This window comes from Arthrobacter sp. B055-34 (assembly GCF_059090425.1).
Window position 1 is genome coordinate 462,005 of record NZ_JBNHFQ010000002.1, and the last position, 12,534, is coordinate 474,538.

The 12,534-nt window shown below is 61.7% G+C and carries 10 protein-coding genes and 1 pseudogene; 6 read left to right on the forward strand and 5 right to left on the reverse strand.

All coding sequences use genetic code 11. From position 1 onward, the window contains the following. The first annotated feature begins 193 nt into the window (after window positions 1–193). The 6 genes and pseudogenes from AC5RWO_RS05350 to AC5RWO_RS05375 form a co-directional block, all read left to right on the forward strand. The gene (locus AC5RWO_RS05350; RefSeq protein WP_498729922.1) at window positions 194–1,744 is read left to right on the forward strand and encodes an ABC transporter substrate-binding protein; all 1,551 of its coding nucleotides are present in this window, start codon (window positions 194–196) and stop codon (window positions 1,742–1,744) included. Between the two features lie 43 nt (window positions 1,745–1,787). Continuing rightward, window positions 1,788–2,729: an ABC transporter permease gene (locus AC5RWO_RS05355; RefSeq protein WP_498729923.1), complete on the forward strand. Its 942-nt coding sequence runs from the start codon at window positions 1,788–1,790 to the stop codon at window positions 2,727–2,729. Then, window positions 2,722–3,567 carry an ABC transporter permease gene (locus AC5RWO_RS05360; RefSeq protein WP_498729924.1) on the forward strand — a complete coding sequence of 282 codons (846 nt, stop codon included), beginning with the start codon at window positions 2,722–2,724 and terminating at the stop codon, window positions 3,565–3,567. Before AC5RWO_RS05355 ends, AC5RWO_RS05360 begins: the two co-directional genes overlap by 8 nt. Next, window positions 3,560–5,257 (forward strand): nickel ABC transporter ATP-binding protein NikE, encoded by a 1,698-nt coding sequence (gene nikE / locus AC5RWO_RS05365; protein ID WP_498729925.1) that lies wholly within the window; start codon window positions 3,560–3,562, stop codon window positions 5,255–5,257. Before AC5RWO_RS05360 ends, nikE begins: the two co-directional genes overlap by 8 nt. Before the next feature lie 34 nt (window positions 5,258–5,291). Then, window positions 5,292–6,611, forward strand: coding sequence for an MFS transporter (locus tag AC5RWO_RS05370; protein WP_498729927.1), 1,320 nt, complete (start codon window positions 5,292–5,294; stop codon window positions 6,609–6,611). A 244-nt stretch (window positions 6,612–6,855) separates the two neighbouring features. After that, window positions 6,856–7,674, forward strand: a pseudogene (locus AC5RWO_RS05375) (acyltransferase); the annotation flags it as partial. Window positions 7,675–7,845: 171 nt separating this feature from the next. On the opposite strand, the gene AC5RWO_RS05380 reads toward AC5RWO_RS05375, so the two are convergent. From AC5RWO_RS05380 to AC5RWO_RS05400, 5 genes are all read right to left on the reverse strand, one after another. Then, entirely contained in the window at window positions 7,846–8,421 is a 576-nt protein-coding gene (locus AC5RWO_RS05380; protein WP_498729928.1) for a DUF427 domain-containing protein, read from the reverse strand. Next, window positions 8,399–8,599: a DUF427 domain-containing protein gene (locus tag AC5RWO_RS05385; protein ID WP_498729929.1), complete on the reverse strand. Its 201-nt coding sequence runs from the start codon at window positions 8,597–8,599 to the stop codon at window positions 8,399–8,401. The genes AC5RWO_RS05380 and AC5RWO_RS05385 overlap by 23 nt, the downstream gene beginning before the upstream one ends. 871 nt (window positions 8,600–9,470) lie before the next feature. Further along, a complete protein-coding gene (locus tag AC5RWO_RS05390; RefSeq protein ID WP_498729931.1) occupies window positions 9,471–9,803 on the reverse strand; it encodes a DMT family transporter in 333 nt (110 codons plus the stop codon). Window positions 9,804–10,071: 268 nt separating this feature from the next. Then, window positions 10,072–10,893, reverse strand: coding sequence for an SDR family NAD(P)-dependent oxidoreductase (locus AC5RWO_RS05395; RefSeq protein ID WP_498729932.1), 822 nt, complete (start codon window positions 10,891–10,893; stop codon window positions 10,072–10,074). A gap of 109 nt (window positions 10,894–11,002) precedes the next feature. Beyond that, window positions 11,003–12,517: an APC family permease gene (locus AC5RWO_RS05400; RefSeq protein ID WP_498729933.1), complete on the reverse strand. Its 1,515-nt coding sequence runs from the start codon at window positions 12,515–12,517 to the stop codon at window positions 11,003–11,005. Window positions 12,518–12,534 lie beyond the last annotated feature (17 nt).

Consider the following 12,534-nt stretch of genomic DNA (forward strand, 5'->3'; position numbering starts at 1 on the left):
TGGAAGTTGCAAGCCGCTCGGGCGCAATAGGGCCCTCATTCGCGGCGTAGCCTCTGTCGATTTCGCGTCTGCAATTTTTCGAATCCCACTAGACAGGCGTAGTTAGGTTAGCCTAAACTCTCCGTGGCTTACTTCGGCTATTCTCTTATCGTCTCCGGGCCTTCGTCTGTCGGCGTTGAACTTAGGTGGTTTTGTGCGCGCTCTGCTCCCGCTTTCGGCATCCATGGGATTCGTGGCCCTTATTGCACTGTCAGGTTGCGGATTCAGTGGCGGGGCAGGAGGAGCCGAACAGTCGGCCGACGGCCTTGACGAGAGGATCGTCGTGGACAATTTCCGCGCTCCAGTGGCCGGTTGGGCTTTGGAGAGCGATTCCGCCTACATTCTGTCCCTCTCCGGATGCCTCGAGACGCTTACCAGGTACGACGAGAAACAGGGAAAGGTCGTGCCCTCGCTGGCCACCGAATGGAAGCAGGTCGCTCCCACCGAGTGGGACTTCACGATCCGTGAGGGCGTGCAGTTCCAGGACGGTTCCGAGCTGAGTGCGGAAACCGTGGTTGCATCGCTGAATCATGTCCTTGAAGCGGAAGTTCCGGCTCGGGCTTTCAGCCCGACGGTAGTGAGCGGTGTTAAGGCGATCAACGATAGTACGGTCAGGATCACCACTCCGAGCGAGAGTCCGCTGGTCCCGTACCGGCTAGCCAGTGTCAACACGGGTGTCCTGTCACCGGCCGCATTCGCAGACGATGCTGTCGATCCCTTCGGTCACTGTACTGGGCCGTTCACTCCCGTCTCTGAAAAGCCGAAGCAGTCCCTCACACTGGAGCGGAATGAGAACTACTGGGGCGGGCAGGTTCAACTTGCCGGCGCCGAGGTTCGGTTCATCACGGATGGGGCGACCCGTGCGGCTCAGGTTCAGACCGGTGAAGCCGATGTTTCCCTCTCCGTTCCGGTTTCAAGTCTGTCCACGCTGGAAGCAGATTCTGGCGTGAAGGTCCTCAAAGCGGATTCGCCGCGGACGGCAACGCTGTACATGAACAACGGCAGGGCCCCGTTCGACGACGTCGACTTCCGCAAGGCCATCCGCTCGGCGCTTGATCTAGATGCCCTCGCCGGCAGCGTGTACGAAGGGGCTGCTATTGCCTCCAGCGGGCCGTTTGCCCCGTCGGAGCCCTGGGCAACAAAAAATACTGAGCCTCAAGGGCAGGATCTGAAGGCGGCCAAGGAACTGCTCACTGCCGCCGGATACACCGCAGAGCGGCCGCTGGAAATCATCGCTATCGTGGAACGTGCGGAGTTCGCCGACGTCGCGACGGTAATCCAGGCGAACCTGAAGAGTGTCGGCGTCCCGGTTACCATCCAGACCAAGGAATACGCCGCGGTGGAACCGGATCTGCTGGCAGGTAACTACGACATGGTGCTGAGCCAGCGTAACCGCCTGATCGACATCGCCGACCCGATCGGCTTCCTCACGGCCGACTACACCTGCGAAGGTAGTTACAACCTCAGCCATTTCTGTGACGAGGACTACGACAAGCTCATCGCGCAGGCGGCCGAGACCGCTGACAGCGAGGACCGCTACCGGCTGTATTCCGAAGCAGGGCAGATCCTTCAGGAGCAGGCCGTCAACATCTGGCTCGTGAACGAACAGGCCGTTGACGCGGTCCGTGCCGATCTGCAGTCCTACATCCAGGACCCGCTCTCACGCTACGTGCTCCGGGCGGAAACGACGAAGCCCGCATCGTGAGAATGAGCGGCACGGCGGGGATTCAGCAGGAACAAGGTCCCGAATGATGATGTTCCTCGCCCGGAGAACAGCCACCTTGGGCATCACGGTTCTTCTGGCGTCTTTCGTGGTCTTCCTCATTCCCTATGTGACACCCGGGGACCCGGTGCGGAAGATCATCCGCTCCCGTGTGGCCGGAGACGTGATCGATGAATCCGCAGTCCAGGCTCTGACGGTCGAGCTGGGTCTTCAGGATCCCCTGTGGGTGCAGTATCTGCGGTGGCTGGGCCGGCTGGGCAGCGGAGACATGGGCCTGTCCTACACCAGCCGCACACCTGTGATCGACCAGGTCCTGCCTGCCTTCTGGATCACGCTGAGCCTGGTCGTCGTAACCCTGGGCGCGGCTGCCGCAATCGCTGTCGTGCTAGGAATCGCCGCTGCCTTGCAGGAGGGCCGCCTGGCCGACAGGCTCATCACCACTGTCACCCAGGCCTTCATCGCGCTGCCGGAATACTGGCTGGCGCCGATGCTCGTGCTCGTCTTCGCACTGAAGCTTTCGCTGCTGCCCTCCGCCGGGTGGGAGGGCCCTGCCTCCGTCATTCTGCCCGTTGCCGTGCTCGCCCTGCGTCCTACCAGCTATTTCACCTCAGCGGTGCGCGAGGGGATGCTGGACGCGCTGGGCGCGGAGCACGTCACCGCTGCACGAAGCCGCGGACTCAGCTACTCCCAGGCAGTGTGGAAGCATGTGATACCCAACAGCCTGCTGCCCCTGACCACCATGGTCGCCGTGTGGTTCGCCGGCCTGCTGGGAGGATCAGTCATCGTGGAGGTCATCTTTGCCATCCCGGGAATGGGACGCTTGTTATACGACGCCGTGCTCAACAGCGACATTCCCCTGGCGCAGGGCGGCGTCGTCATCGTCGTCGGACTCGCCGTCGTACTCACGACCACAGCCGACCTGATCCACCGACTCCTCAATCCCCGCCTCAGGATCCACCATGCATAAACGGCACGCACTCATCATGGCAGCGGTAATAATTCTGGCCCTCGTCGTGCTGTCTGTGGCGCTGTCCCCGTGGATTAGCCCCTACCCGCCTGCGGAACAGGACCTGGCAGCCAGGCTGGCCCCGCCCAGTGCAGCCCATTGGTTGGGCACGGACCACCTCGGCCGGGACACCTTCAGCCGACTGCTCGACGGCGGACGGTTCTCGCTGACCATCGCGGCTCTGGCAACAATACTGACCGGCGTCGTCGGCACAGCGATCGGCGTCATCAGTGCCCGCCGCCGGGGCTGGCTCGATGAGTTCTTTACCCGTACCAACGACGTCCTCCTGGCACTGCCGGAAATGGTGATCGCTTTGTTTCTGGTCGCCGCGCTGGGGACCGGCTATCCGTCCCTCCTGCTGGCGCTGACCGTGACTGGCTGGACACCTTTCGCCCGTCTGGCGCGCGCGCTTGCCTACGACGTCTCCGCACGCGGATTCACTGAGGCTGCCCGCGTGCTCGGATGCTCCCCCTCGTTCATCATTCTTCGCCACATCCTGCCCCACCTCGCCGCTCCCCTGCTCGGGCAGGCAACGCTCCGGTTCGGACAGCTGCTGATCAACGTCGGTGCTCTTTCCTACCTCGGTCTGGGGGTGCAGCCGCCGCAGTCGGACTGGGGGTCCATGCTGGCCGCTGCACAGCCGTACGCGCTTAGGTCGCCGCTGACGATCCTCGCACCCGGGCTGGTGATCTTCATCGTCGCGCTCTGCGTTACCCTCATCGGCCAGCGGCTGTCGCACATGACCAGCAGCCGGTTCTTACTGACCACAACCTCTTCACAGGCGGCACCGAATGCTTGAAGGCCTGATCATCGAACAGCTGCACCTCAACCACCAGGCGCCCTTGGCTGAACGGAATGCCGCAGGCAGATATCCGGACGGCGTTGTGTCCCGGCCGGTCCTTTCCGGCATCGACCTCTCCGTGGCCCCCGGTGAATTCGTGGCCCTGGTCGGCCCTTCAGGGAGCGGCAAGACGATGACCGCAATGTCCGTCCTGAGACTGCTGCCCCCGCAGGTGCGCATCGATTCAGGGGCGATCCGGTTGAACGGGCTGGACCTGGCACAATCCCGCGAGGCCGACCTGAACCGCATCCGCGGCGGCCGGATCGGCATGCTCTACCAGCAGCCCAAACGGATGTTCAACCCGCGACGGACCATCGGCAGCCACCTGGCGGAACCGCTGAAGCTCCATCAAGGGCTCCGGGGACGAAACGCCAAAGCACGGGCGAAGGATCTGCTGGCTGAAGCGGGTTTGGAAGATCCTGCCTCTTGCGCCTTGGCATATCCACATCAACTGTCCGGAGGCATGGCCCAAAGAGCTATGATGGCCCTCGCCCTGGCCGGACGGCCGGAGTTGTTGTTGGCAGACGAGCCGACGTCTGCCCTGGACAAAGTGCTCGAACGGCAGATCCTGCAACTGATCGATCGAGAGCGGCATGAACGCGGATTGGGTGTTCTCTACATCACCCACAACCTCGCCACCGTCGCCGCATTCGCCGATCGGGTGGTGGTAATGGACGCCGGACGCATCCGAGAGTCAGGACGGGCGAGAGCTGTTCTAACGGATCCGAAAACAGCCTGCACGAAAAACCTCCTTGACGCGGCAACCCTCACGCCCCCTCCCCGATCCGTGCCGGTGGCCCCTAGCCGCACCCTGCTGGCGCTAGACCGTGTCAGCAAACGATTCCCCTCAACCAGGAGCGGCGCCCGGCCCGCCCTCGATGGCGTCTCAATCGACCTTCGGGAAGGCGAGATCCTCGGTGTCCTAGGCCAGTCCGGCTCCGGGAAGAGCACCTTGGCCCGGCTGATCGTCGGGCTCGAGGCCCCCACCGGCGGAAGCATCACCCGGACACCGTCCACAACGAAGGCTGGAACCGGTCCGGCGGCCACCACGGTGCAACTAGTCTTCCAAGAGCCATACGACTCCTTCGACCCCAGAATGAAGCTGCGCACCAGCCTCGAAGCCCCCCTGCTGCAGTACCGCCACATCACAACCGAGGGACGCAGCGAGCGTATCCGCGACGTCGTGCAGGAAGTAGAACTGGATCCCGCACTCCTGGACAGATACCCCGGCCAATGCTCGGGAGGCCAACTCCAACGGCTCACCATCGCCAGGGCGCTCCTGCTCAAGCCAGAAGTGCTAATCTGCGACGAAGCGACATCAGCCCTGGACGCGGTGACACAACGCACGATCCTGGACCTGCTGTTGCGCCTGCATACCAAGCACAGGCTGAGTCTGGTCATGATCTCCCACGACCTGGACGTCATCCGGTACATGAGCCACAGGGTCGCAGTGCTCTACCAAGGCGCCCTTGTCGAACTGGCTCCCACCGGCGATTTCTTCGCAAATCCAAGGCACGAGCACAGCAAACAACTCGTAGCAGCGGCCGTCCCGCTTCACCACGGCACAACCTTGGATCACGACCGCAAGACCACCTACCCGCGGCCATCCGCCACTCTGAATCGTGCCGATACTCTCGCTGCGAGCTGAGCACCCTTCCAGCAAGCGCCGCAGGAGGCCTTCGATGTCATTCGACAGCTATCGGGCTGAAACACGCACCCTGTTGGGTGCCCAACTGGTGTTCAACCTCGGCTTCTATGCCGTTGTGCCCTTCCTCGCGGGCGCCATGAAAACCGAATACGGGCTTGGTGTCACGGCGATCGGACTCGTGCTGGGGGCCCGCACTTTCAGCCAGCAGGGAATGTTCCTGATCGGCGGCGTTCTAGCCGATCGGTGGGGCGCACGCAGGGCTATTCTCATCGGATGCCTGGTTCGTATCCTTGGATATGCGACGCTGGCCGCAGCTTCCGACTTCACCTTGTTCCTCCTCGGCGCCGTGTTAACTGGTGCCGGCGGTGCGCTGTTCTCCCCGGCGCTGGAGTCCCGGCTGTCCCATGCCGACCAGCCAGTCGAGACCGAAGCGTTAACTGGAGGGCGGAAGTCCCACCGATCCGTGTTCGTCTGGCTGGCGGTCATTGGGGAGATCGGCGCGGTCACGGGCCCCGTGCTGGGCTCGGTCCTGTTGAGTTGGAGTTTCGATGCCGCGCTGGCCGCGGGAATCGGAATTTTCTCGGCCGTAACGGTCCTGCTCTGGTACCGTTTGCCCGCCGAGCATGGCCGCGAGCCGGATATCTCCGAGGCTGACCAAGCGGGCTCGGCCGCAGGGTCGCATTCTGCTTTCCGCTGTCTGGGTGACAGACGGTTCGTGCTGTTCTGCCTTCTGGCCAGCACGAACATGCTCGCCTACAACCAACTCTACTTCGCGATTCCCATCGAGCTGAGCCGACGCGGGCTCGATGGCGCGTGGCTGGGCGCGCTGTTCCTGATGGCCTCTGCCCTGACGTTGCTCCTGCAGTTGTCGGTTTCCGCGATCGGCCGACGCTTTGGTTCCGGTCCCGCCCTGTCGATTGGTTTCGTGCTGCTATCAGGTGCCTTCACCGTAGCCGCCATGACTTCAGTACACCCCGGTTCTTCCGACGCTTCGCTGGCGCCGGTGTTTGTAACAGTTGCAGTCCTGATCCTGGGCCACATGCTCCTGACCCCCACGATCCTGTCCTTGATCCCCACGTTCGCCACAGTCAAAGGACGAGCTGCCGAACGCGGCGCGTACTATGGACTCGCGGCAACCTGCGGAGGAATCTCTGTACTGGCAGGCAATTCTGCGCTAGGGCTCCTGCTCGATTTGACCGAGCAGGAAAAATGGTGGCCCGGCACGCCGTACCTCCCGCTGATCCTGCTCCCCTTCCTGACCGCGTTGGCGCTTCCCCGCGTACTGACCAGCCATCGAGCAAGTAGGCTGTCGCACTCGTCAACCAACACCGAACTGTACGGAAAGGCCGGCTGACGAGCTGCTTAGCTTCCGCTCCACACAAACGCCCATAACAGTCGGCGAGGATCCCGTTTATGAACCATCACTTTGGCTTCAAGAGGACTCTCCGTTGGAGTCCCCGCGTGCATCCCACTGCCCAGCGCACCAATCGGTCTTGGTAGATTGGGGCCTGGCCGAACCCGTCCAGCCTGTCGGCCAGCCGGAATCGACCGAGCCGGCCCCGGCGGCGATGCCTGCGCGAGCGCGCAATTACGCACTGGATCTGCTGCGCATCATCAGCATCGTCGGCGTTGTCGCGATCCATTCCTTCGGCGAACTGGCAGGGGACGACAGCGCCCGCAACCAGCGCGACTGGATCCCGGCGGCGGTCATCGACATCGCGTTCATCTGGGTGGTCCCGGTCTTCGTGATCATCTCCGGCACACTCACCCTGGCCCCGCTCGCCCACACCACCGGCGCCGGCGACTTCTACCGCAAACGCGCTCTCCGGCTCGTGCCCGCGCTCATCTTTTGGCACCTGGCCTACATCTTCGTGGGCAACTGGCTGATCCTCGGCCGCGAACCGGACCCGGCCGAAACCCTCGCCGACGTCTTCAACACCTCGGTCTACCCGCACCTGTATTTCCTCTGGCTCATTCTCGGCCTCTACCTCGCAGCCCCTCTGCTGGCCCGCTACCTGCACAGCGTCAGCCTGCGGACCGCCGGAACAACGACGGCGGTGGTGCTGGCCTTGATTCTGCTCCTCTTCATGGCCCAGGCGGCCAGCATCCAGGCCGAACTCGGGTGGCAGTACCCCTGGAACATGCTGACCCAGTGGTTCCCCTACCTGGGCTACTTCATGGCAGGCTGGGTCCTCGCCCAGATGAGCATCAGCAAACGCACCGCGGCGATGCTAGGAGGCGCCGCCGGCGTGATCATCGACGCGGTGCGCGCGGCGAAGATCGCCCTGGACCGCGGGGTGGGCGGGCCGATCCTGTCCGCATCCAGCTACTTCATGAAGTCCCCGCCCGAGCAGTACAACGACGACATCGCCCGCGACAAGGTCGAAGCCTTCATCCGCGGCGACATCGAACGCTAAAAGCCGCTGACGCCTGAGGGCACATCCAGTCCCTCACCTCCAGCCCGAAGGGCATTTCGAAGGTCCGGACCCGCTACGGCGGTCCGGGCCTTCGCCGTTTCCTGCCCCTGCTCACCGGATTACCCGCTTGCCGGTTATTCGCGCCTACCCGCATACAGCCTCCCTCCGACCTCAGGAAAACGGCGTTAGCGGGCGCTCGAGCCGTTCGCCGTCGACCACTAGATCGACGCGCACGTTGTAGAAACTGAGCAACCCGCGGATTTTCGGGTTCTCAAGGATCGGCTCGGCATAACTCCATACGATGTCCGGCTCGAGCTTCCCGCCAGCCCGGACGGACCAGTAACGCGCGCGGCCTTCGTACGGGCAAGTGGTGGTTTTCGCACTCGGCTCCAGCAATTCGGTGCGCACATCCTCAAACGGCAGGTAGTACCGCGTGGGCAGATGCGTCTCGAAGAGCAGAAGCGGCCGGATGCTGTTCGCGATCTCTTCGCCGCTGATGAACACCTGTACACGGCGCGAACTGTGCAGGGTATCTACGCGTTTATACGGATCGCGGGCGTGCACGAAGACCTGTTCGTCCTCCTCATGCCAGTCCGGCTGCCGCCAGGAAAAAGTAACGTGGCCGGCCAAAGCGGCGAAGTCTCCGGTCGGCTCATCGTAGGACCAAGCGGCTCCCTCGGCCCGTTTCCTCCCGGCCTGAACGGTCCACCGGCTCCCTGCGCCGTTACCAGCCCCGGCACCCGGCACTTCGTCGGTCAGCGCATCGGGAACAACGTCTTCGCGCGGGCAAGTAGTAAATAGGCAGGCTGCCTGGACCGTACTGCACTAGCAGTTGCGCGCGAGTGCTTTCGGCGACCAGTTCATTGCCCAGCCGGACCCGGATCCGGCGCTGGGTGGGTTCTACAAATGGCTCTGGAATCTCCATGCTGCATTTTACTGCTTAGCGCTCCAACCTGACTTGAAAACACCGCGCCTCGACGGCGTCACGGAACCAAGGCTTGGGCGCTAACGCAGCGCCCTCGAACTTAACCGACTAACCTCTTGATGCTAGGCGAACGGCGTTGGCCTAGCAGTTCTTGGCGAAGGCCCTCTGTGCCGTCGCGCTTGTGTTGTCGCTTCGATTGTCACGGCAGCTGACGGTTCAGTAGCAAGGGGCTGCGAATGCATCGGATGCAATAATCATCATTTGCTTAACGCAACCGAGGTTATCGGCGAAACAAAACGCCTAGCCAGAAGGGGTTTAAGGAAGAGATTGTCCGTTGTCAGTTGAGTTGGCAGATTTGTCAGAAGACACGGCAGCTTATGGGCTGGCAGCGATTGTGTCAGTTAATGTGGCAGCGTGTCTTTGCTTGGTGCTGTCAGACCCTGGTCGCCCCAAGAGATCGCGTCATTGCTCGTCCCCACGAGGCTGGCGAGCCGCCCTGAGCCGCGGCTCAGGGCGAAGACTCACCGCGGGAGCACGCCCGCTGCGGGGATTGAGTGACCTTGGAACCAGACACCCACAAACCGTGCGATCACTCAGGATGCAACTACTACGTACATACGGAACTGCCAAATCGAATGACAACCAAACGCCGGACCGCTGTCAGTAGAACTGGCATTTTCCCACCTCAGCGCTGCCAGATTCACTGACAACGGACAGAGATATCTGCGGGACTCTCCTTTTGCATCTAACTTGACGCATCGCAGGCCTCTGACCTGCGATGCGTCAGATGTAATGAACATTGAATGAGAATGCGTCAGATGTAGTGACACTGCGTCCATTTAGATGGAAACGGACAGGGACAAACCAGGAGTCAAGCCGTTGGAGTTCCGGTCTCATGGAGATTAAGTAGGACGGCGCCAACGATTACGAGCACGATTCCTGTCGCTTTCACCATTGATAACGTCTCTCCCGAGAAAAGTATGCCGATAATGGCCACGAGTGCCGTACCTAAACCGGCCCAGATGGCATACGCAACCCCTACCTCCAGGTCCTTCAATGATTTGGAGAGCAAGAAGAACGCCAGGCCATATCCCGCGAGAACTGCCGCGGTAGGCCATGGCTTCGTGAACTCCTGGGTCAAGGCGAGAAACGTAGTGGCGAGAACCTCTACAACTATTGCGCATGACAAGAAAACCCACGCCATTTGTCTACCTTTCCTGCCTTTCATTATGAGATGTCCAAACGGGTGACGCGGTTATCAGCAGAGCAGCATTCTGTATGGCGAGATCCGGAAATTGTTCCTTGAGTCATGGTCCGGCGTGCTGAGGCATAGTGACGGTCGATGGCAGCGAGGCTGAGCAAGCAATCGCCAGCCGCAAGCATCGTCGGATTGATCGCCGCTTTCAAGGGAATCGGTCCGGGAACAGCGATCAATCCATGTGCCTAAATCCTGTGCAAGAACGTCTTCTGCGTCAGCTGCCGAGCGGAATCATCGACTCCGGGAGCGTCTCCATCACGAACAGGTTTGAGGTCAGGCCTCCATCGACGACCATGTTCGCTCCGGTGATGGCCGAGGCTTCATCGGAGGCGAGGAAGGCAACTGTTGCGGCTATCTCCTCCGGCTCGATCAGCCGGCGGATCGGCACGCGCTTGAAGTCATGGAGCATGTGGTCGAGCACGCTGGGCGTCGAGGTTTTGTGGACCATGTCGGTGTTCACGAAGCCTGGTGCAACACAGTTGATTCTCACCCCGAATGGAGCAAGCTCCATCGTCATCGTCCGTGCCATGCTGACGACGGCGGCCTTGGTGGCTGAGTACGCCGTCACGGGTCCGTCGGCGCCGAGCGCGTCGATGGATGAGATGTGGACGATGGATCCGCGCCTGTTCTCGACCATGCCCTTGGCCACCGCCTGCGACATGAGGAAGGTTCCGACGACGTTGATGTCGAAAATCTGCCGGACAGTTGCAGCATCGACCTCGAGGAAGGGTGGCTCATCGAACACTGCAGCGTTGTTGACCAGGATGTCGATCCGTCCCCAACGATCGAGTGCAGCAGCTGTCACCCGCTCAACCTCGTCTTCCGAAGATATGTCGGCGGAAAGTGCCCAAGCACGTCCGCCGGTGCACTCGATTGCAGCGACCGTGTCGGCCAACGGCGCCAATGAACGGCCGACTACGAGTACTTCCGCACCTTCCATCGCGAGTTTGTGGGCGATCGATTCACCGATGCCGCGACCGGCACCAGTCACTATTGCGTGTCGGCCTTCGAGTCTGCGGTAGCTGGGCTGCGTCATCTTGTGGTTCTCCTTTTACTTTCGGACGGACAGACAGGGCAGGCCTAACGGCCGGCGGGCGGGAAACGATGCGCGGCGACAACTGGAGGCATCATGGTCGCGAGGACTTTCAGCGTTGGTTAACAAATTTTTCTACAATGGCAGTTTTGAATTCCTCATCAACTTCACCGCGTGTGGACCCCAGGCTCCGGTAGACCTCCGGTCGCGAATAGCGGAAGTAAACGGCAGCGGCCATGCCCGCGACAAGGGCTGCTGCGAGGACCAGCAGCAATCCGAGGTTTTGGCCGGCTTCCCCGCCGACAATGAGCTCGAAGTGCAGAATCACCAGGACAATGGTCACTGAAAACGCAGCGAACGCTATGCCGGGGGCGAGTACCACTTGCCACGCCGAAAATTGTGAGCGTAGGTCCCGACGGCGACGGAACCAAACAATCACAGCCAGACTCACCAGCGCCATGAGTGCGAGGATGCCGGTCGACCCCAGACCCCCGATTTGGCCGTACAGCACGGACGGGTCGGTGCCGGCCAACAGGAACGGGATCAAAGCGATGGCGACGACCGCCGCGACGGTGGCCGAGGCGGTATGGGGCGACTTATGGCGGGGGTGCACGCGTGCGAGATACGGAGGCAGGGCCCGGTCCGCACCCAGATTATGCACGTAGCGGGCAATCACATTATGGATGGAGAGCAGCGCTGCGATTGCCGATGTGGCGATCAGCACGAAGGCGATCTGCGTAAAGGCCGGTCCCACGAAGTGGCCGATGGCGTTGCCGAACATGCTGGCCGGTTCATTTGTAGCCGTGTCGACGGCTGCGCTGCCGTATGCGGAGACGAGCGCATAGCAGGAAAGTGTGTATAAGGCCCCGATGAAGATGACCGCCAGGTAGGTGCTGCGTGGAACGGTTGTATCCGGCGTCTTAACCTCGTCCCGGTAGAGAGCCGTGGCCTCGAATCCAATGAAGACCATAACAACGAAGACCATGGCGATGGGCACGTCACCCTTGGCGAACTCGGCCGGATTCAGCGGCGCCATGCTCAGCCCTTCGGCCCCGCCCTTGACCAGTGTGGCGACGTTGAAAACCATCACCAGCGCCACCTCGAGCACCATGACCAGGCTGAGGACTCTAGCGGACAGCTCGACATGGAAGTGTCCCAGCACGGCCACGAACGCCCATGCCACCAAGGACCAGAGCCACCATGGGGTTTCCGGAACTCCAAAGCTGGCGAGGAGCGACGTCGTTGTAACGCCGGTAAAGACGTAAACACCGGCCAAAATTGCCAAGTAGGCAACCACGGCAAGGAAAGACGCGCCAAGGCCGACAGTCTTGCCCAAACCCGCCGTTATGTACGCGTAGAAGGCACCAGGTGTGGGTAGGGTCCGCGTCATGGCGATGTAACCCACGGCAAAGATCATCAGGAGGACAGTTCCCGCAGCAAAAGCGACCGGCGCGCCCTGTCCGGCGAAGATGATCGTGAAAGGTATGTAGCCGGAGACGGACACAATCGGCGCAGAGAACGCCAGCACGCTGAGGACAAGAGAGGTCATGCCCATCTGGCCCGAGAGACGGGTCTGTTTGCGGCCAGCGGGATGCTCCGCTTGCTTGAGGTTAAGTTCGGCAGCCATGGAAGATCTTTCATGAT

What these genes read in the sequence shown, in the direction of transcription:
- AC5RWO_RS05355 (WP_498729923.1), top strand. Translation starts at nt 1,788, where the DNA reads ATGATGATGTTCCTCGCCCGGAGAACAGCCACCTTGGGCATCACGGTT.
- AC5RWO_RS05360 (WP_498729924.1), top strand. Translation starts at nt 2,722, where the DNA reads ATGCATAAACGGCACGCACTCATCATGGCAGCGGTAATAATTCTGGCC.
- nikE (WP_498729925.1), top strand. Translation starts at nt 3,560, where the DNA reads ATGCTTGAAGGCCTGATCATCGAACAGCTGCACCTCAACCACCAGGCG.
- AC5RWO_RS05370 (WP_498729927.1), top strand. Translation starts at nt 5,292, where the DNA reads ATGTCATTCGACAGCTATCGGGCTGAAACACGCACCCTGTTGGGTGCC.
- AC5RWO_RS05385 (WP_498729929.1), bottom strand. Translation starts at nt 8,599, where the DNA reads ATGGAGATTCCAGAGCCATTTGTAGAACCCACCCAGCGCCGGATCCGG.
- AC5RWO_RS05390 (WP_498729931.1), bottom strand. Translation starts at nt 9,803, where the DNA reads ATGGCGTGGGTTTTCTTGTCATGCGCAATAGTTGTAGAGGTTCTCGCC.
- AC5RWO_RS05395 (WP_498729932.1), bottom strand. Translation starts at nt 10,893, where the DNA reads ATGACGCAGCCCAGCTACCGCAGACTCGAAGGCCGACACGCAATAGTG.
- AC5RWO_RS05400 (WP_498729933.1), bottom strand. Translation starts at nt 12,517, where the DNA reads ATGGCTGCCGAACTTAACCTCAAGCAAGCGGAGCATCCCGCTGGCCGC.